Genomic DNA, 18,659 nt, shown 5'->3' with positions numbered 1-18,659 from the left:
TTATTGAATACCTCCTGTCATGGCTAGGATAATCAGAATAAGGTTAATTAGAACTAAGCCAACGACTATAATAAAATCACTTTTTAGAAATGGCTGAGCAAACACATAGTTTGGTGATTCCATTTCTTCTAGCCTTCTTTTCGTTTCATTTGCTACTAATTCTTCAATTTCAGATGTCGGTTTCATCTCAATTCTCCTCTAAGTATAAATATAATGCAAGTTTTCCATACTGCTTGGTATAACGATACCAGATATAAAGAAATTCACCTACTGGTTTTCCAACGCTTTCTTGGAACAGGGCCCACAAAAACCAATAATACGAAGTCACTGATACATAGGCAAAATAGTGACGTTTGGTTTTCTTGTCCGGAACTTCTTGTAGATAGATTTCAAGTACCTTTTCAGCTTCTTCTACTGTATAATTTGAACACCCGATAAAGGTTCCTAAATCTCCTGCTGGATCTCCCATACCAGAATATTCCCAATCAATCAAGCTCATTTCGCCAGCTTCATTCAACAAGAAATTCGGGCTATAAGAATCTCCGTGGCAGAGAACCTTTTTCGCTTGATCTTCTTGTAAAAGCTTCTCGAGAACTGAGACATTCTTATCCAACTCTTCAAGTCCATCAAACTCAAAACGATTGCTAGCCTTTAATTTTCGTCTAAAATCATCAATTCCCTCAAATTGATCAAAAGAATGATCCGTTTTTTCTCCAGATTTGTGCAAGCGTCTCAAGAGCTCCATTGCTTTTGCTACATCATCCCAATTATCATAATCTAGTTGCTTGGCATTAGGGATAAATTCTGAAATTTTCCAGCCCTCATCCTTGTTCATAGCGACAAAGGTACGGTCAATCTTCAATTTTGCAGCAATTTCCATGGAAGCCGCTTCACTAGCACGATCGATATAATTCTCCGTTCCTCTACCTGGATGGCGGTAAACATATTTCTTCCCTAGGCAGTCAAATGAAAACGAAGTGTTGGTTAGACCATCTTTTAGAGGTTTGATATTGACAATATCTGAAGCTATACATCCTAATGTCTTACAGATGTTATCAATGATTTCCGAATTCGTATTCACCAAATAGTGTTCATCAAACTGACGCAACTCATCTAGTGAATCAAACTCCTTAACAATGTCTGCTGAATAATGCCGAGCTTCCAAAGGAAGTTCCTTGACGTGACGACTATAATAATCTTCCCAGAGTTGTTCGCGATATGGTTCGTGCTTAAATTCAGTTTCTAAAATATCTACGAATTTTTCACTAAATGCACGATCAAAATAAACATGCCCCACCATAGCCCAAGTATTCGTCCCACCGATTTGAATATCGATAATCGTGTGATTGGAATCTTCCTTAGAGCAGTATTCGTCCGTGTCCCCTTCTGCAAATATTGTAGAATAGTAACCTCTGTAAATGTATCGTTCAAACGGATTTTCTACAAAATAATTATCCGATGAACAGATATAAGTGTTGGAAAGTTGATCTCTGACTAGCATGAGAGAAGAACAGTTGTTGTACTTGTAGTAATCATTATTCACAACGATTTTAACGCCAAATTTTTCTGCCAGATAGAACATTTTTTCTTGCAGATATCCTACAATAACTGTAATGTCCTCTATCCCAGCTTCTTGCAATTGCTTGATTTCTCTCTCAATCAAACGCTCACCTTTAACTTGAAGCAATCCTTTAGGTAGCTCATAAGACAAAGGAGCAAAGCGGCTACTCATACCTGCAGCCATGATAATGGCATTCTTCACCTGATACGGAGCCAAAGCCTCCTCACCTAAGTCAGTTAAGTTATTTTCCTCACTGATCCACTTCTCTTCTTTACATTCCTTGAGAAGATTATTTACCGTCCCCAAAGCGATATCTAGCTGTTCAGCCAATTGTCTCTGCGTAAAGTTTTCATCTTTGTGGGTCAACAAAAAACGTAAAAGTTTAAATTGTTTTTCTGATAGCATATCTTCAGCCTCTTTGTTCAATATTTTTGTTTATTTAATTATATGATGAACACGTGCTTTTGTCAAGTTAGATTCTATATTAAGAAAACGGGGGCTCAAATCAGGCCCATCAAAATAGGGACCAAACGAAAAAAGAGCCCCAAATTTGGAGCTCTTCAAATTCATCTACAAAATAATCCACTAAATTAGATAATTGCTTACGCAATCTCCATCTGCAACCTAAACTAGTCTCCCAGACTAGAGGAGAATTGCTTGGGCAATTCTTATCCGCCGACTAAAACAATCCACTGAATCGGATGATTACTTACGTAATCCTTATCTGCCGACTAAAAAGGTCCCCCAGACTAGAGGAGAATTGCTTGGGCAATTCTTATCCACCGACTAAAACAATCCAGTGGATTGGATGATTGCTTGCGCAATCCTTATCTGCCGACTAAAAAGGTCCCCCGGACTATGGGGAAATTGCTTGCGCAATCTCCATCCACAACCTAAACTAGTCTCCCAGACCAGAGGAGAATTGCTTGCGCAATCCTTATCCGCCGACTAAAACAATCCACTGGATTGTTTTAGCCACCTAGATATGCTTTTCTGACTTCGTCTGATGCTGCGAGTTCTTTTCCTGTTCCTGATAGGACAATCTTACCTGTTTCAAGCACATAACCTCGGTCAGAAATAGCAAGGGCCTTGTTAGCGTTCTGTTCAATTAGGAGAACCGTTGTTCCTTGCTTCTGAATATCTTGAATGATATCAAAAATTTCTTGGATAAAGATAGGAGCAAGTCCCATTGACGGCTCGTCCAAGAGAAGAAGCTTAGGCGTAGACATGAGAGCGCGTCCCATAGCCAGCATCTGCTGTTCACCACCTGAAAGGGTCGCCGCATCTTGGTTTTTGCGTTCTTCAAGACGTGGGAAGCGTGAGAAAACTTTTTTCAAGTTAGCTTGATTTTCTTCACGATTTTTCTTCAAGAAAGCTCCCATTTCTAGATTTTCCATAACAGTCAAGCCTGGGAAAACATGGCGTCCCTCAGGAACTTGTGAAAGGCCACCTGCCACGATTTTTTGCGCTGGCATCTTTTGAATTTCTTTTCCTAAAAACTGAATTTTACCAGCACTTGGACGAACCAAACCTGAAAGGGTACGAAGAATGGTTGTTTTACCAGCACCATTGGCACCAATCAAGGAAACAACTTCACCTTCATTAACCTCGAAACTTACATCACGAACTGCTTGGATCATACCGTAATGTACAGAGAGGTTTTCAACTTTTAACATAGACATTAGGCTTCACCTCCTAGATAAGCTTCGATAACGCGTTTGTTGTTCTTGATCTCATCCGGAGTACCATGAGCAATCAAACGACCATATTCGAGAACATATATACGCTCAGTGACTTCCATAACCAAATTCATGTCGTGTTCGATGAGCATGATGGTAATTTTAAATTCATCTTTGATACGGCGGATCAATTCTGTCAATTCAGCCGTTTCTTGTGGATTCATCCCAGCTGCAGGTTCATCCAAAAAGAGGATCTTAGGTTCGGTTGCCAGAGCACGAACAATCTCTAATCGACGTTGTTGACCATAGGCCAGATTTTTAGCAAGTGTATCTGCGTCACCATCCAAATCAAAAATCTTCAGCAAGTCCAAAGCTTTGCTTTTTAATTCTTCCTCATTCTTATAAAAAGCTGGTAGACGTAGAAAGCTCGCAAGGACATGTTGTTTATGATGATTGCTAAAAGCAATCAAAACATTTTCCAAAACTGTCAAGTCCTTGAACAAACGAATATTTTGGAAAGTACGACTGAGACCAAGTGAGGCAATCTTATAGGGAGTTTTCCCATTTAGGAGATGTCCATCTAGTGTCACAGTACCTTCGCTTGGTTCATAAACGCCGGTCAAGAGATTGAAAAGGGTTGTTTTACCAGCCCCGTTTGGTCCAATCAGACCAACCAATTCTCCCTCGTTCAATTCAAGAGTGACATCTCCAACAGCTGTTAGACCGCCAAAATGTTTGGTTAACTGTTTAACTTCAAGTAATGCCATTAGTTTTGTCCCTCCTTCTTAGATTTTTTAAAGAAACGTGATAGACTCAATTCCCATGTCCCAAGAAGTCCACCTGGTCTGAAAATCATGACCAATACAAGAGCCAAGGCGTAGATAATCATACGTACGCTAGCAACATCTTGAAGGAGCATATTTAAAATTCCTAAAACAATCGCTGAAACGATGGTACCAGTAATAGACCCAAGTCCACCAAATACAACGATAATCAATACGTTGATGGAATTAATAAAGGTGTAATCTTTTGGGACAACAGATCCGATAAAACCAGCCTGAAGTGAACCAGCAATACTTGCTGTAATGGCACCAAAGACAAAAGCGATAATCTTGATCTTTGTAGTGTTTACCCCAACGGACTCTGCAGCAATCTCATCCTCACGCACAGATAGAGTAGAGCGTCCGATTGGACTACGTAGGAAGTTGAGGGTTGCAATAGTTGTGATAATTATAAAAAGATAAACCATTTGCCAGTTGGTAAAGTTTGGAATACCCAAGATACCAGCAGCACCGTTGGTCAAACTTCCACCATTAATGATAAAGATACGAATGATTTCTGAAACACCTAGTGTTGCAACAGCCAGATAGTCCCCCTTCAAGCGTAGAGTTGGAATCCCAACAAGCAAAGCTACTGCACCAGAAATCAAGGCACCCAAGACCATTGCTCCAAAGAAGGCACCATAGGTTGGTGATTTTGAGCCAATAATCGCTGCTGCATAAGCCCCAATCGCCATAAAACCTGCATGACCGAGTGAGAATTGTCCTGAAAAACCAACGATTAAGTTCAAACCTACTGCAAGGATGATATTAATCCCAATTTGTTCTAAAATTTGGACATGGAATAGATTGAGAACACCAGCAGAAACAAGTACACTAATCAGCCCATAACCTGCTAACAGAAGGAATAACCAGAGAATATTTACTTTAAGATTTGTCTTCATTTGTTTACACCTTCTCTTTCACATTCTTACCAAGGATACCTGCAGGTCGAACAATCAGAATCAAAAGCAAGATTCCATATACGATAGCATCACGGAAATCAGACATACCAAAGGCAGTAGCAAATGTTTCCAACAAGCCAATCACAAATCCCCCTAGAGCTGCACCAGGAATAATCCCGATACCACCGAGTACGGCCGCAACGAAAGATTTAAGACCTGGAGTCACGCCCATTAACGGTTCAAGAGAGTTGTAGTAAAGCGCAATGAGGACACCTGCTGCACCAGCAAGGGCTGAACCCAAAGCAAAGGTAAAGCTGATTGTACGATTTACATTAATTCCCATCAATTGAGCTGCATCACTATCAACTGATACCGCACGCATGGCTTTCCCCATTTTTGTTTTTTGAACAATCACTTGCAATAAAATCATCAGGAGTAAGGAAACTGCTAGAATCATCAACTGAACATTTGTCAAGCTGATTGGCCCCAAATCATAGCGAACTGTTTGAATGGCTTGAGGAAAGGCGCGAGTATTGGCACCGACTAAGTAAACCATCCCGTATTCCAGTAGGAAAGACACTCCGATGGCAGTAATCAATACAGCAATACGTGTAGAGTGTCGCAAAGGACGGTAGGCAAGAAATTCAATCACAACACCAAGTAGTGCGGTTCCTACCATTGAAATAATTAAAGCTAAAAAGAAATCCATTTGGAAAGAATTAATCAAAAAGTAACCAATAAAGGCTCCCATCATATAAATATCACCGTGGGCGAAGTTGATGAGTTTGATAATTCCATAAACCATGGTGTAACCCAGGGCCAAAAGTGCATAAACACTACCCAGAATTAAACCATTCACAAGTTGTTGGAGCATAGCATTCACTCTTTTCTATCGTTATTTTTTAGAAATTTCTCAATTTTCACAAGTTCATAAACACCGAAACAGGGAGTGAGTCAAAGGCTCATTCCCTATTTCAACTACTATTCTAATGTTATGGTTTTACAACTTCTGCTGCTTCCACTTTACCATTGTTCATGGTCATCATGTAAGCAGTTTTCACTGTGTTGTGATCTGCATCAAAGCTCGTTTGACCAGTTACACCATCAAAATCTTTGGTTTTAGCAAGGTTGTCCTTGATTTCACCTGAGTTTTTAGCACCTTTTGCAGCATTAGCTACTAGGTAAACTGAGTCATAGGCCAAAGCTGAGAATGTTGAAGGTTCTTCATTGTATTTAGCACGGTAAGCTTCAAGGAAAGCTTTAGCTTTTGCAGAAACATCAACTGTAGTTGAGAATCCTGAGATGAAGTAAATGTTTGATGCTCTTTCAGCAGTTGCTTGTTGAACAAATTCTTCACCGTTAAAGCCGTCACCACCAACGATTGGTTTATCAATTCCCATACCACGTGCTTGGTTTACGATTTTACCTGCTTCTGTGTAGTAACCTGGAACAACGATAGCGTCAAACTCTTTCCCTTTCATTTTAGTAAGGGCTGCTTGGAAGTCTGTATCACCTGCCACAAACGTTTCATCTGCTACAATCTCACCCTTGTAGGCTTCGCGGAAAGATTTAGCAATACCTTTAGCATAGTCACTAGCATTGTCCGTATAAAGAACAACCTTCTTAGCGTTCAATTTGTTTGTCACATAGTTTGAAATGATCTTCCCTTGGAAGCTATCTTGGAAAGTTCCGATAAATAGATATTCTTGACCTTTGGTCAATCCATCTTGAGTCGCACTTGGTGAGATTAATGGCACTCCTGCTTGAGTAGCGTTGGCTACAGCTGCAGCAGTTGCACCAGATGTCGCAGGTCCTACGATAGCTGTAACTTTTGATTGGGTAACTAGGTTAGTTGTAACAGAGGCAGCCTCAGCAGTTTCAGATTTGTTATCTTTATCCACAACTTCGATTTGTTTTCCATCGATACCACCTGCAGCATTGATTTCATCAACAGCAAGTTGGGCACCTTTTTGTTCAGAAGTACCATAGGCAGCTACAGCACCTGTTTCTTCAAAGTTAAAACCGATTTTGATAGTCTTTTCGTCTACTGGGTTACCAGTTGTATTTGACGCTCCTGACTTGACCTCTCCACAGGCAGCGAGAAGAGCTACGCTAGCAAGAGCCACAAAAGATAGGGCAAATTTTTTCTTCATTTTTAATCTCCTTATAGTTGTTTCAAAAATAGTATGTTAAGAATATACCGAATTATCAGAAAATTGTCAATACTTTTGCTCGACTTTTTTAAATGATAACGTTTTCTTCATTTCGATAAAGATTGCCAACAAAGGGAGTCTCTAACTCTTGAATGTGACACCGTCTAATTTTCTTGATAAATCTTTCCTTACCTAATCTCTCAATTAAGTCATCTAGCTCCTCAGTTGGAACATAGAGCTGCAAGTAGCGATGCTGTTTAGAATGATAGAAAATATCACCATATTCCTGAAGTTTTTTTGCATCTCGATTATAGTAGAGATAGATGATTAATCCTGATCGATTTGTTTTTTCAAACATGAGGGATCCTCTTTCTAAGAAATCTTCTCCTATTATACCAAAAAAAGCAAACTCCGTCGAGTTTGCTTTCTAGGTTGCTTAGCTTAAAGAATTGTTGGTCATGATTTCATCAATAAAGCCATATTCAAGCGTTTCTTGGGCACTCATCCAGTAATCACGTTCCGCATCTGCATGAATTTGCTCGACTGATTTACCAGAGTTATCTGCAAGAATTTGCTCCAATGTCTTACGTGTTTTGAGCAAGTGTTCTGCAGCGATTGCCATATCTGTTTGTTGGGTACCGCCACCTGTTCCACCCATTGGTTGGTGAATCATATACTCTGCATTTGGAAGCATGAAGCGTTTGCCTTTTGCGCCACTTGATGCAATGACAGTCCCCATAGATGCAGCCATTCCCATAACGATGGTTTGAACATCTGCCTTGATAAAGTTCATGGTATCAACGATTGCCAAACCAGCTGACACAGAACCTCCAGGTGTATTGACATAAAGGTAAATATCCTTTGTACTATCTTGGGCATCCAAGAAAAGTAATTGGGCGATAACGGAGTTGGCCATGTTGTCTTCGACTGGCCCAGTTAGCATGATGATGCGGTCTTTCAGAAGACGAGAGTAAATGTCATAGGAACGTTCTCCACGGCTTGTTTGTTCAATAACTACAGGAATCATTCATTTCTCCTTTTAATGTTGAATTTTCTTAGTCATGCGACTCAATACAGAACTATTATATCTTTTTGGTCAAAAAAGGTCAAATTTTTGCTCTATACTATCGACAGAATCAAAAATTCAACCTCCTCGCGAAATTAGAAACATCCTCCAATTTCATCTTTAAGACTCTATCTGAGTCTTATTTCGTACCGAACAAGCGGTCTCCAGCATCTCCGAGACCTGGAACAATATAGCCATGTTCATTCAAGTGTTCGTCCAGAGCTGCTGTAAAGATTTCGACATTTGGGTGAGCTGCTTGAAGAGCTTTCACTCCTTCTGGAGCAGCTACTAGGCAGACAAACTTGATATTTGATGCGCCACGTTTTTTAAGCGAGTCAACGGCCAAGATAGCTGATCCACCTGTTGCAAGCATTGGATCGACGACAAAGATTTGACGTTGGTCAATGTCCTCAGGCAATTTCACCAAGTATTCAACTGGTTGAAGGGTTTCTTCATCACGGTACATACCGATGTGTCCAACTTTTGCTGCCGGAACCAAGCTCAAGAGCCCATCTACCATTCCGATGCCTGCACGCAAGATTGGGACAATCGCTAATTTTTTACCAGCCAATTGTTTTTGAACGGTCTTTGTGATTGGTGTTTCGATTTCCACATCTTCAAGTGGAAGATCACGAAGTACTTCATATCCCATCAACATTGCAATCTCATCTACTAGCTCACGAAAAGCTTTTGTAGAAGTGTCTGTACGACGCAAGATTGACAATTTATGCTGAATGAGTGGATGATTAATGACTTCAATTTTTCCCATTTTCTGAATTCCTTCTTTCAATTTATTCTTCTTATTATATCAAAAAACGGTTTAAAAAGCTTTCTAAACCATTTATTTTTATTAATTTTTAAATCAAATCTGCCTCTTGGAGAGCTGTCTGAACCGTCTCCAATGGTAAATGGGTCAACTCAGTGCCTTTTTCGTGATAAAGGTACTGGGCATAGTCATCCATTCGGTACTGGTTGATATAAACCACGCGCTTGCAACCAACTTGTAGCAGTTGTTTGGTGCAGTTCAGACAAGGAAAATGCGTCACATAGGCTGTAAAACCTCTTGGAACGCCTCGTTCAGCCCCTTGCAAGATAGCATTAACCTCCGCGTGAAGAGTTCGAACACAATGCCCTTCAATGACCAGACATTCGTGGTCAATACAGTGCTCAGTTCCTGATACGGAACCATTGTAGCCTGTTGAAATGACCTTATTATCCTTGACTAGGACAGCACCTACTTTGGCGCGTTTACAAGTAGATCGATTGGCAATCAGTAAGGCTTGTGCTGCAAAGTACTCATCCCAAGCCAGTCTTTTTTCTGTCATAAGTCTTCTCCTCCTTTATTTTTTGAAAAATGGCAAGCGTAAATCTGCAATCTTTTCAGCTGGAATCTTCATGCCATCCTTGATCCATTTGAGCAGAACCGATACGATGGCAGAACTCCAAAACGAATGCAGATAGCTGCTGACACCTTTTGATTTTCCGTGGTATTTTTCCAGAAATTCCTGCATAGCTTGAACAAAAATCTTTTCCAAGTGGTAGTCCAGAGCAAGTTGGATAACCTTAGCTTCTTTCTTTGCTGCTCGGAAAAGGCGAACCCAGACTAGATAAAGATCCGTTTTGACATCGTAGTGGCTCAACTGTTCCATGATGTTATGGACACTGCGTTTAAAGACGCTTTCCAAAATCTCTTCTTTAGAATCATAATTTCGATAGAAGGCAGCACGAGAAACGCCCGCCCGCTTGACCAACTCTGAAATACTAATCTTAGCCAAGTCTTTTCTTTCCAGAAGTTGCAAAAGTGCAGTCTCAATCGCTTCTCTGGTCAAGAAATTAGATTCTTGATTTGATTTTCTGAGATTTTCAAGAGATTTTTCAGATATTTTACGTTCAGACATAACAATTTCTTTCTACTTGTGACAACAGAGAGGTGGTACTTTTGTTTCAAGGGCTTTCATGATATAATTGTAAAAAAAGACAGAACCTTTGTCAATGTATAAGTGACAAAGATGGAGAATTTCTATGACTTGGAAGATTGTAGCTGACTCTGGTTGTGATTATCGTCAATTGGTAACTCCCGCTATCGATACTGAATTTGTCAGTGTTCCTTTAACTATTCAAGTGGCTGATCAGGTCTTTATTGATGATGCCAATCTCGACATTGACTACATGATGAAAACCATGTATGCGACTTCTGAGGCTTCAAAATCAGCTTGCCCTAGCCCTGATGATTACTTGCGTGCATTTGAAGGTGCTAAGCATATCTTTGTCGTTACCATCACTGGTACTCTTTCTGGTAGCCATAACAGTGCACAGCTCGCTAAAAACATCTACCTCGAAGAACACCCTGACACTCAGATTCATGTGATTGATAGTTTATCTGCAGGTGGGGAGGTTGACTTGATTGTCGAAAAAATCAATGACTTGATTGACCAAGGACTTTCTCATGAGGAAATTGTTGAAGCTATCACAGCTTACCAAGAAAAAACAAAATTGCTCTTTGTCCTCGCTAAGGTTGATAACTTGGTAAAAAATGGCCGTTTAAGTAAGCTTATCGGTACAGTCGTTGGTCTTCTCAACATCCGTATGGTCGGGGAAGCAAGTGAAACTGGAACCTTAGAGCTTCTTCAAAAGGCTCGTGGTGCTAAAAAGTCTCTTCAAGCAGCCTATGAAGAACTCATCAAGGCTGGCTATGCTGGTGGTCGTATCGTCATTGCTCATCGCAGCAATGAAAAATTCTGTCAGCAATTGTCAGAACGCTTGCTGGAAACATTCCCACAAGCCAATATCAAAATCCTCCCAACATCTGGTCTCTGCAGTTTTTATGCAGAAGATGGCGGTTTGTTAATGGGATATGAAATTAACTAAGATCATCCGTAACAAGAGATGCCAAGCATCTCTTGTTTTTTGTGGTACAATAGAGCTATGAAACATTTTGATACTATTGTTATCGGTGGAGGGCCTGCTGGCATGATGGCTACGATTTCCAGTAGCTTTTATGGTCAGAAAACTCTTCTCATCGAAAAAAATCGCAAACTTGGAAAAAAATTAGCTGGAACTGGTGGTGGTCGTTGTAATGTAACCAACAATGGAACTCTAGACGACCTACTGGCTGGCATCCCTGGGAATGGGCGCTTTCTATATAGTGTCTTCTCTCAGTTTAATAACCATGATATCATCAACTTTTTTACGGAAAATGGAGTCAAACTTAAGGTCGAGGACCACGGACGCGTCTTTCCTGCTAGCGACAAGTCTCAGACCATTATCGAAGCTTTGGAGAAGAAAATCACTGAACTCAGTGGTCAAGTCGCTACCCAAACAGAGATTGTTTCGGTTAAAAAGGTGGATAACCAGTTTGTCCTCAAGTCCGCAGACCAAACCTTCACTTGTGATAAACTGATTGTCACAACTGGTGGTAAATCTTATCCTTCTACAGGCTCGACTGGTTTTGGTCATGAGATTGCCCGTCATTTTAAACATACGATTACCGAGCTTGAAGCCGCTGAAAGTCCATTGTTGACAGATCTTCCTCACAAAGCGCTTCAGGGGATTTCGCTGGACGATGTGGCCTTAAGTTATGGCAAGCATGTCATCACTCATGATCTGCTCTTTACCCACTTTGGTTTATCTGGCCCTGCTGCCCTGCGCATGTCTAGTTTTGTCAAAGGTGGGGAGGTTATTTCACTGGATGTTTTGCCTCAAATGAGTCAGCAGGATTTGGCAAACTTTTTAGAAGAACATCGGGAAAAATCTTTAAAAAATGCTTTAAAAACCTTGCTTCCAGAACGCTTGGCAGAATTTTTGGTTCAAGGCTATCCTGAAAAAGTCAAACAGCTAACTGAAAAAGAACGGGAACAACTTCTCCAGTCCATCAAAGCACTCAAAATCCCTGTGATTGGAAAAATGTCTCTTGCCAAGTCCTTTGTCACCAAAGGTGGTGTCAGTCTCAAGGAAATCAATCCCAAAACTCTGGAAAGTAAGCTCGTTCCCGGCCTCCACTTTGCAGGCGAGGTACTGGATATCAATGCCCACACGGGTGGCTTTAACATCACTTCTGCCCTCTGTACCGGCTGGGTGGCAGGCTCCAATCCAATAAATACCAAGTAAGAAAGGAAGTTCTTTGGAACATATTATTTTACTGAGAGGCATTACTCCTAATGGAAAAAATGCTATCCCGAAAATGTCTTATTTGATAGATATTTTAACAGAAGCTGGGTTTCAGCACGTTCGAACCTATATTCAAAGTGGGAATATCATTCTTGAAAGTGACTTAGATTTAGAAGAAATACGAGAACGTGTTCATACTCTGATAAAGGAAAAAATTGGGGCCGACTTAAAAATGGTTATCAAGAATAAGAATGATTTTGAAAAGATTGTTCATGAGAATCCGTTTAGAGAAGACTATCTTCATGATCGTGTGCATGTGATCCTTTATCAGGGATTTATCCAAAGTCTGCCATTAGAAAATTTGAAAGCTGACTACGGTGAGGAAGAAATTTGTGTAGGCGATCACTGTCTCTACCTCTATCTCCCTAGAACTGCAAAACGAAAAAAGCTCAATACCAACTATCTTGAAAAACTGTTTGGCGTGGATCTGACCATGAGAAAGCTAAATGTAGTGGAAAAGTTACTAACAAAATAGGAGAACAAGATGAACAGACGCGAAACAGTCGAATTTGTCAACATGTGCATGATTAAAAACGGAGATAAGGTTCTGGTTCAAGATCGAGTTAGTCCCGACTGGCCCGGTATTACCTTTCCCGGTGGTCATGTAGAGCGTGGGGAATCTTTTACCGAGGCAGTTATCAGAGAAGTCAAAGAAGAAACTGGACTGACCATATCCAAACCTCAACTTTGTGGTATCAAAGACTGGTACGATGACGGGGATTATCGGTATGTCGTCCTTTTTTACAAGACAGAACACTTTACTGGTGAACTCCAATCTTCAGATGAAGGTACTGTTTGGTGGGAAGAATTTGAAAATCTGTCTCATCTGAAACTTGCAACTGAGGATATGTCAGACATGCTGCGTGTTTTTTTAGAAGACGATCTCAGTGAATTCTTTTACTACAAAGACGGTGACGACTGGCTTTATGAGTTAAAATAAAAGAGCAGAAAAAAATGACCTGAGCTTCAAAAGTTAAATTTTGAAGCTCAGGTCATTTCTTAGTCCTTTTTAATCTGATAATAAATAAGGTCCGCAACGTAGTCTTTTCTCTCCACACCATTGGTAATGGTTTTTAGATAAGACATTCCCGCTTTTTCCATCACACGGCCTGAAGCTGGGTTGAGACTGGCATATCGTGCTCTGACTTTTTGAAAACCTGCTTGAGTAAAACAAAAGTCTAACACAGCTTTCAAGGCCTCTGTCATCATACCTCGGCCCCAATAGTTTTTTCCTAAAACATACCCAATTTCACAATAAGAATCATTCTCATCTATTTCAACGATACTGATATCTCCTATCACATGCTCAGGATCTTCTTTGAGACAAATGGCCCATTTGAAATAGTGGAGATTGGCATAGGAGGCAACCCAATTTCGAATCGAATTCCGAGTCACCTCTACATCAGGATGGGGATCCCAGGTAAGATAGGTCAGATTCTCAGCAGATGAAGCCCAATTTTGAAACATGGCTTCCGCATCATTCTCCACAAATCTTCTCAAAATCAAACGTTCTGTCTGTAATATTTGCGTACCGATTGCTTTCATAATGTTACCTCGCTTTCTCAGCTTAAGGCAAGGAGCTAAAAAAGTCCACTGGACCTTCTTCGCTTTCTCATTTCTAGGCTCAGGGTAAAAACCTCCACTGGAGGTTATTCTTGCTCTCGAGTTTCAAGGCAAGAAGCTAAAAAGGTCCCCCGGACCTTTTTACTCCCAAAAGTCATCAAATACGGTGATTGGTAGGTGGCGTTTGTGTTGGCCTTTGTGCCACCAGTTTTCGATAGTCTCTTGAGCTTCTGGGCTAACCTGTTTGCCTTCGAGGTAATCATCAATTTCATTGTAAGTGACTCCAAGTGCGATTTCGTCTGCAATACCTGGTTTTTCTTCTTCCAAATCTGCTGTTGGGATTTTTTCATAAAGGGCTGGGTCTGCACCAAGCTCCTTCAAGAGTTGTTTTCCTTGACGTTTATTGAGGCGGTAAAGAGGAAGAATATCCGCACCACCATCACCAAACTTGGTAAAAAAGCCTGTGATATTTTCTGCAGCATGGTCTGTCCCAATAACCGCTCCGCTATGGGCACCTGCAAGCGCATATTGAGCAATCATACGACTACGAGCCTTAATATTGCCCTTATTAAAGTCTGAAACAGGACTTCCTGTCGCTTCAACTGCAGCTGTCATGGCATCAGCTGATTCCTTGATATTCACAACCAAGCTAATATCTGGCTGGATGAAAGCGAGAGCTTTTTGAGCATCTGCTTCATCAGCTTGCACTCCATATGGCAGGCGAACAGCGATAAATTGGTATCTGTCATCTCCTGTCTCTGCTCGCATTTCTTCCATCGCTAATTGCGCCAAGCGCCCTGCTAAGGTTGAGTCTTGTCCTCCAGAAATACCTAGTACAAAAGTTTTAAGGAAGGGGTGTTTTTTCAAGTATCTCTTTAAGAAGTCAATCGAACGACGAATTTCTTCCTGGGCATCAATCACTGGTTTGACACCCAGTTGCTGGATAATGGTCTCTTGCAAACTCATTCTTCCTCTCCTTCACCAAGGGCTTCCTTGCGCATCTTATCAATCAAGTCCATCTTGTCTTGCCAAATATCACGCGCCAAGTCCACTGGATAATGTTGCGGATTGAGTACCCGTTTATACTCATCCCAAAGCTTGTCAAATTCCTTACGTGCATAGGCCTGAATCTCAGTCAAACTAGGCAAGTTGTAAACTAATGTTCCTGCTTTGAAAATATCCACCAAGAGAGGAACAGCGTCAAAATTACGAACGGTTTTTTTGATATAGGTATAGGTCGGATGGAACATTTTGATTTCTGTCATGCCGCTCACATCCACACCATCATAAGTAATGTAGTCACCTTCTGACTTGCCTTTTTCACGACTGGTGATGCGCCATACCTGCTTCTTACCTGGGGTCGATACTTTTTCAGCATTGCTTGAAAGCTTGATGGTATTGCGCATCTTACCAGTTTCATCTTCGATAGCTACAATCTTATAAACTGCCCCAAGAGCTGGCTGATCATAGGCTGTAATCAGCTTGGTACCCACCCCCCAAACGTCAATCTTAGCGTGTTGCATTTTGAGGTTAAGGATGGTATTTTCATCGAGGTCATTGGAAGCGTAAATTTTGGCATCTGGATATCCAGCCTCATCTAACTGTTGGCGAACTTTCTTGGAAATATAGGCTATATCCCCAGAGTCGATACGAACGCCTTTAAAATTGATCTTATCACCCAACTCACGCGCTACCTGAATGGCAGCTGGCACACCGATACGCAACGTATCATAAGTATCTACTAGAAAGACACAGTCACGATGGGTTGAAGCATAGGCCTTGAAGGCTTCATAGTCGTTTCCATAAACCTGTACCAAGGCATGAGCATGAGTCCCCAATACTGGAATACCAAAGAGCTTCCCTGCTCGCACATTGCTAGTCCCGTTGGCTCCACCAATCACCGCTGCGCGTGTTCCCCAGATAGCTGCATCCATTTCTTGCGCACGACGTGTCCCGAACTCCATCAAGGGTTCATCTTCAATGACCGAACGAATACGTGCTGCCTTAGTCGCTATCAAGGTTTGAAAGTTAACGATGTTCAAGAGAGCCGTTTCGACCAATTGACATTGGGCTAGAGGACCTTCCACCTGTACAATCGGTTCATTAGCAAAAACCAAGTCCCCTTCCTGAGCAGAACGAACCGTCAACTCCAACTTGAGATTGCGGAGGTAATCCAAGAATTCTCCATGATACCCAAGCGACTCCAAGTAGTCAATATCGCTATCTGAAAAGCGTAAGTCTTCAAGATAATGTACAATTCTTTCCAAACCAGCAAAAACAGCATAGCCGTTATTAAACGGTTGCTGGCGGAAATAAACTTCAAAGACCGCCTTCTTATTGTGAATTCCTTGGTCAAAGTAAACTTGCATCATGTTAATCTGGTACAAGTCCGTGTGCAATGTCAAACTATCATCTGGATACATCTGTTTTCCTTCTTCCTACTTTACAAAGGTATGAACGTATTCTACCACTTTCACACCATCCGATAAATTAGTACTATTATAACACATTTTACCGAGATTGATAAAAAGCTAACAAGCTATTCTCCATTCTCCAGTTCATCCATATCTTGCTCAAACTTTTTTTGAGCCCATTCACCATAACTTTTAAGGCCGAGATTGCCGATAAAAACCCAAGGAAGGTAAATCAGATAAGTAATGACCCAAGCAGACAAGTATTTAACGTTCAAAGGATTGTGCTGATAAATTTCGATATTGAATTGATAATTCTCCAACATCAAGAGAGTCGTAATAGCGAGAGTTACCAGCAAACACCCTACAATCGTAAAATGAAAACGACTATAGTAGGTCACTCCAAGTTGTCGTGCACGATTGAAAAAGAAGAAAATTCCTAAAAGAAGGGTAACCAGAAGAATATTAGAATTAAAAAGAGCAGGTGCTAATACAGCCACCAAATAACTTAGCAGAATGAGCCCGATAAACACATTAAAAGACTCTGTCCCAGCTTTGTTAATCAGTTGTTCTTCTCTTTCGTCTAATAATTGATAATAAAAAAATCTATTTTTCATCTTCTTCCTCCCAAAATAATTGATCCAAAGTTTTGCCTAAGCATCTGCAAATAGACTGGCAAAGGAAAAGACTAGGATTGTATTTCCCTGCTTCTATCAAGCCTATAGTCTGCCTAGTAACACCCACAGCCTCTGCCAAATCCCCTTGTGTTAAATCACGCTCCACCCGAGCTAATTTTAATTTTAAGTTTTTAGCCACTAGCATCCTCCTTCACATTTTTAAAAAGTTGCGCTTCTTTTAAAAACATTATACTATATATCTAACTTAATGCAATATATAAATGTCATTTTGTAAGATTTTTCTAACAAAAAACTCTCTATCACAAAAAATAGAGAGTGTTATCTTTAAATATAGGATTTCAAAATATCGATGACATCACTTCTTTTCTTGACCTGATAGGTCTTGATTCCTAGACTTTCAAGCTAGAGCTTAGTCATAGTTCTTGTAGTCCATTTGACATAACTTTTATATAAAAATCCACCATATTTAAAACTACGGCTTATCTTTAAAATTCAAAATTACTTTTCTTTATCTAAACCAGAAATATATAGTAAACCCAATAACAATTTAATTTCTTGAGTTTTTTTCATCGCTTCTACCTTATTAATTATTCTAGGCCCTCCATGAGTTGATAAATTCAAAAACGCTACAAAACCTTCACGTTCTTCTTTACTATTAATTGAAGAGAGCAACGCTGACAGTACTCTTTTATCCGCATCATCTAATGAGCTATCTTTAATGAGAGTATTACCCACTTCAATAACTTTATTATAGTTTTTCAACAAGCTTTCTGTCTTATCAATGTTTTGATTATCTAAAATATCGTTAACAACTATTTCTATCAATGTCCTATAAGATACGACTGGTACAAAACTATAATCTTCAATTTTAAAAATTTGATTAATCTCTCTTATAAAGCTAGCAATATCTACTCTGAAGTTGACTTCTTTACTGATTGGCATCGTAACTAAATCAGCTTCAGCCATACTTTTTGGAATATCAAAGCTATCTTCCTCTACTTTAAATGTAAAATCAGCTTCATGAATTTTTTTAGTCTTCTTGTCAGATATCTTGATTGATATTGTGTTTTCATTCACACGTCCAAAATTAATTATTCCTTTGCCTTTGTTAAAATTAATTGTAGAATTATTTTTGGTATCAATTTCAAAAATTAATCCCTCATCTTCCTTACCAAAACTATTTGTAAAAGTAAAAAGATTATCAAGATTATAGTCCATCCCTCTTTTCAAAATACTTTGCTTTTGGACAATTTTAGGCTGGTTGGTATCTTTTAAGATTAGATGCAGAGTTTCAATAACGTTTTCTGTCTCTGTAACGATTTTCCACTGACCTTCAATTTCCTTATTAAAAGATTTTTGTTCTTTACCATCTAATACTATTTTCGTTGAATTTTTTAACAAATCATCAAAATCCGTTATTTGCTCACTGAGATTATCTATTCCAATCCATGATTCAACAGTCCCTAAATTATCTTCGTGTTTAACCTTAGGGATAATGGTGAGAATTTTTTTATTGCCAAATAAAGTACAGTTTATTTGATTTGCTGTTAAATCCTTTTGGAATTCAATAAACCGCTTTAACTTGAAATCTTCTTTGATGTACTTCTGAAGGTTATCAAGATTCGAAGTTTCTGCTTCGGGAATTTGTTTTTGAATGAATGCATCCAAGTCTCTTAATTCATTTTTTAACGAACTACC

Annotated in this window: 21 protein-coding genes and 1 pseudogene; 4 read left to right on the top strand and 18 right to left on the bottom strand. The window is 39.9% G+C overall.

From position 1 onward, the window contains the following. From SORDD05_RS00195 to SORDD05_RS00140, 12 genes are all read right to left on the bottom strand, one after another. Complete coding sequence (locus tag SORDD05_RS00195) at positions 1-186, bottom strand: hypothetical protein (protein ID WP_061416438.1); 186 nt, start codon at positions 184-186, stop codon at positions 1-3. A 1-nt stretch (position 187) separates the two neighbouring features. Further along, a complete protein-coding gene (locus SORDD05_RS00190) occupies positions 188-1,966 on the bottom strand; it encodes a phosphotransferase (protein WP_061416435.1) in 1,779 nt (592 codons plus the stop codon). Positions 1,967-2,532: 566 nt separating this feature from the next. After that, positions 2,533-3,243 (bottom strand): ABC transporter ATP-binding protein, encoded by a 711-nt coding sequence (locus tag SORDD05_RS00185; RefSeq protein WP_000062210.1) that lies wholly within the window; start codon positions 3,241-3,243, stop codon positions 2,533-2,535. Then, positions 3,243-4,007 carry an ABC transporter ATP-binding protein gene (locus tag SORDD05_RS00180; RefSeq protein WP_001186014.1) on the bottom strand — a complete coding sequence of 255 codons (765 nt, stop codon included), beginning with the start codon at positions 4,005-4,007 and terminating at the stop codon, positions 3,243-3,245. The genes SORDD05_RS00185 and SORDD05_RS00180 overlap by 1 nt, the downstream gene beginning before the upstream one ends. Beyond that, a complete protein-coding gene (locus SORDD05_RS00175) occupies positions 4,007-4,963 on the bottom strand; it encodes a branched-chain amino acid ABC transporter permease (protein ID WP_061416431.1) in 957 nt (318 codons plus the stop codon). The genes SORDD05_RS00180 and SORDD05_RS00175 overlap by 1 nt, the downstream gene beginning before the upstream one ends. Positions 4,964-4,967: 4 nt before the next feature. Next, the gene (locus SORDD05_RS00170) at positions 4,968-5,837 is read right to left on the bottom strand and encodes a branched-chain amino acid ABC transporter permease (protein ID WP_061416428.1); all 870 of its coding nucleotides are present in this window, start codon (positions 5,835-5,837) and stop codon (positions 4,968-4,970) included. A 118-nt stretch (positions 5,838-5,955) separates the two neighbouring features. Then, entirely contained in the window at positions 5,956-7,116 is a 1,161-nt protein-coding gene (locus SORDD05_RS00165; protein WP_000726138.1) for an ABC transporter substrate-binding protein, read from the bottom strand. Between the two features lie 88 nt (positions 7,117-7,204). Continuing rightward, positions 7,205-7,474 (bottom strand): YlbG family protein, encoded by a 270-nt coding sequence (locus tag SORDD05_RS00160; RefSeq protein ID WP_061416425.1) that lies wholly within the window; start codon positions 7,472-7,474, stop codon positions 7,205-7,207. 78 nt (positions 7,475-7,552) lie between these two features. Then, on the bottom strand, positions 7,553-8,143 hold the full coding sequence (clpP, locus tag SORDD05_RS00155; protein ID WP_061416422.1) for an ATP-dependent Clp protease proteolytic subunit ClpP: 591 nt from the start codon (positions 8,141-8,143) through the stop codon (positions 7,553-7,555). 178 nt (positions 8,144-8,321) lie between these two features. Further along, entirely contained in the window at positions 8,322-8,951 is a 630-nt protein-coding gene (upp, locus tag SORDD05_RS00150; RefSeq protein ID WP_061417751.1) for a uracil phosphoribosyltransferase, read from the bottom strand. Positions 8,952-9,039: 88 nt separating this feature from the next. Next, on the bottom strand, positions 9,040-9,507 hold the full coding sequence (locus SORDD05_RS00145) for a deoxycytidylate deaminase (protein WP_000136990.1): 468 nt from the start codon (positions 9,505-9,507) through the stop codon (positions 9,040-9,042). 15 nt (positions 9,508-9,522) lie between these two features. Continuing rightward, positions 9,523-10,080, bottom strand: coding sequence for a TetR/AcrR family transcriptional regulator (locus SORDD05_RS00140; protein WP_061416419.1), 558 nt, complete (start codon positions 10,078-10,080; stop codon positions 9,523-9,525). A gap of 124 nt (positions 10,081-10,204) precedes the next feature. On the opposite strand from SORDD05_RS00140, the gene SORDD05_RS00135 reads away from it, so the two are divergent. The 4 genes from SORDD05_RS00135 to SORDD05_RS00120 are packed head-to-tail and all read left to right on the top strand — an operon-like array spanning position 10,205 to position 13,289. Beyond that, positions 10,205-11,050, top strand: a complete 846-nt coding sequence (locus tag SORDD05_RS00135) for a DegV family protein (protein WP_061416416.1) — start codon at positions 10,205-10,207, stop codon at positions 11,048-11,050. A gap of 57 nt (positions 11,051-11,107) precedes the next feature. After that, complete coding sequence (locus SORDD05_RS00130) at positions 11,108-12,289, top strand: aminoacetone oxidase (protein ID WP_004246837.1); 1,182 nt, start codon at positions 11,108-11,110, stop codon at positions 12,287-12,289. 13 nt (positions 12,290-12,302) lie between these two features. Next, entirely contained in the window at positions 12,303-12,824 is a 522-nt protein-coding gene (locus tag SORDD05_RS00125; protein ID WP_000400041.1) for a DUF1697 domain-containing protein, read from the top strand. Between the two features lie 9 nt (positions 12,825-12,833). Continuing rightward, positions 12,834-13,289 (top strand): 8-oxo-dGTP diphosphatase, encoded by a 456-nt coding sequence (locus SORDD05_RS00120; RefSeq protein ID WP_001081773.1) that lies wholly within the window; start codon positions 12,834-12,836, stop codon positions 13,287-13,289. A 59-nt stretch (positions 13,290-13,348) separates the two neighbouring features. Here SORDD05_RS00120 and SORDD05_RS00115 read toward each other — a convergent pair whose 3' ends face one another. From SORDD05_RS00115 to SORDD05_RS00090, 6 genes and pseudogenes are all read right to left on the bottom strand, one after another. Further along, a complete protein-coding gene (locus tag SORDD05_RS00115; protein ID WP_000643814.1) occupies positions 13,349-13,894 on the bottom strand; it encodes a GNAT family N-acetyltransferase in 546 nt (181 codons plus the stop codon). 159 nt (positions 13,895-14,053) lie between these two features. After that, the gene (nadE, locus tag SORDD05_RS00110) at positions 14,054-14,878 is read right to left on the bottom strand and encodes an ammonia-dependent NAD(+) synthetase (protein WP_061416413.1); all 825 of its coding nucleotides are present in this window, start codon (positions 14,876-14,878) and stop codon (positions 14,054-14,056) included. After that, the gene (locus SORDD05_RS00105) at positions 14,875-16,335 is read right to left on the bottom strand and encodes a nicotinate phosphoribosyltransferase (RefSeq protein WP_061416409.1); all 1,461 of its coding nucleotides are present in this window, start codon (positions 16,333-16,335) and stop codon (positions 14,875-14,877) included. Before SORDD05_RS00105 ends, nadE begins: the two co-directional genes overlap by 4 nt. Before the next feature lie 116 nt (positions 16,336-16,451). Next, the gene (locus SORDD05_RS00100) at positions 16,452-16,940 is read right to left on the bottom strand and encodes a DUF6773 family protein (RefSeq protein WP_061416407.1); all 489 of its coding nucleotides are present in this window, start codon (positions 16,938-16,940) and stop codon (positions 16,452-16,454) included. Then, complete coding sequence (locus SORDD05_RS00095) at positions 16,930-17,139, bottom strand: helix-turn-helix transcriptional regulator (protein ID WP_013670190.1); 210 nt, start codon at positions 17,137-17,139, stop codon at positions 16,930-16,932. Before SORDD05_RS00095 ends, SORDD05_RS00100 begins: the two co-directional genes overlap by 11 nt. A 320-nt stretch (positions 17,140-17,459) precedes the next feature. Further along, a pseudogene (locus tag SORDD05_RS00090) lies at positions 17,460-18,659 on the bottom strand (ATP-binding protein); the annotation flags it as partial.

It is taken from the genome of Streptococcus oralis (assembly GCF_001578705.1).
In the GTDB taxonomy this organism is placed as follows: Bacteria; Bacillota; Bacilli; order Lactobacillales; family Streptococcaceae; genus Streptococcus; species Streptococcus oralis_J.
Note: the sequence above shows the minus strand (reverse complement) of the source record. Positions and strands in the feature narration are given on the sequence as shown.

What these genes read in the sequence shown, in the direction of transcription:
- SORDD05_RS00195 (WP_061416438.1), bottom strand. Translation starts at nt 186, where the DNA reads ATGAAACCGACATCTGAAATTGAAGAATTAGTAGCAAATGAAACGAAA.
- SORDD05_RS00190 (WP_061416435.1), bottom strand. Translation starts at nt 1,966, where the DNA reads ATGCTATCAGAAAAACAATTTAAACTTTTACGTTTTTTGTTGACCCAC.
- SORDD05_RS00185 (WP_000062210.1), bottom strand. Translation starts at nt 3,243, where the DNA reads ATGTCTATGTTAAAAGTTGAAAACCTCTCTGTACATTACGGTATGATC.
- SORDD05_RS00180 (WP_001186014.1), bottom strand. Translation starts at nt 4,007, where the DNA reads ATGGCATTACTTGAAGTTAAACAGTTAACCAAACATTTTGGCGGTCTA.
- SORDD05_RS00175 (WP_061416431.1), bottom strand. Translation starts at nt 4,963, where the DNA reads ATGAAGACAAATCTTAAAGTAAATATTCTCTGGTTATTCCTTCTGTTA.
- SORDD05_RS00170 (WP_061416428.1), bottom strand. Translation starts at nt 5,837, where the DNA reads ATGCTCCAACAACTTGTGAATGGTTTAATTCTGGGTAGTGTTTATGCA.
- SORDD05_RS00165 (WP_000726138.1), bottom strand. Translation starts at nt 7,116, where the DNA reads ATGAAGAAAAAATTTGCCCTATCTTTTGTGGCTCTTGCTAGCGTAGCT.
- SORDD05_RS00160 (WP_061416425.1), bottom strand. Translation starts at nt 7,474, where the DNA reads ATGTTTGAAAAAACAAATCGATCAGGATTAATCATCTATCTCTACTAT.
- clpP (WP_061416422.1), bottom strand. Translation starts at nt 8,143, where the DNA reads ATGATTCCTGTAGTTATTGAACAAACAAGCCGTGGAGAACGTTCCTAT.
- upp (WP_061417751.1), bottom strand. Translation starts at nt 8,951, where the DNA reads ATGGGAAAAATTGAAGTCATTAATCATCCACTCATTCAGCATAAATTG.
- SORDD05_RS00145 (WP_000136990.1), bottom strand. Translation starts at nt 9,507, where the DNA reads ATGACAGAAAAAAGACTGGCTTGGGATGAGTACTTTGCAGCACAAGCC.
- SORDD05_RS00140 (WP_061416419.1), bottom strand. Translation starts at nt 10,080, where the DNA reads ATGTCTGAACGTAAAATATCTGAAAAATCTCTTGAAAATCTCAGAAAA.
- SORDD05_RS00135 (WP_061416416.1), top strand. Translation starts at nt 10,205, where the DNA reads ATGACTTGGAAGATTGTAGCTGACTCTGGTTGTGATTATCGTCAATTG.
- SORDD05_RS00130 (WP_004246837.1), top strand. Translation starts at nt 11,108, where the DNA reads ATGAAACATTTTGATACTATTGTTATCGGTGGAGGGCCTGCTGGCATG.
- SORDD05_RS00120 (WP_001081773.1), top strand. Translation starts at nt 12,834, where the DNA reads ATGAACAGACGCGAAACAGTCGAATTTGTCAACATGTGCATGATTAAA.
- SORDD05_RS00115 (WP_000643814.1), bottom strand. Translation starts at nt 13,894, where the DNA reads ATGAAAGCAATCGGTACGCAAATATTACAGACAGAACGTTTGATTTTG.
- nadE (WP_061416413.1), bottom strand. Translation starts at nt 14,878, where the DNA reads ATGAGTTTGCAAGAGACCATTATCCAGCAACTGGGTGTCAAACCAGTG.
- SORDD05_RS00105 (WP_061416409.1), bottom strand. Translation starts at nt 16,335, where the DNA reads ATGTATCCAGATGATAGTTTGACATTGCACACGGACTTGTACCAGATT.
- SORDD05_RS00100 (WP_061416407.1), bottom strand. Translation starts at nt 16,940, where the DNA reads ATGAAAAATAGATTTTTTTATTATCAATTATTAGACGAAAGAGAAGAA.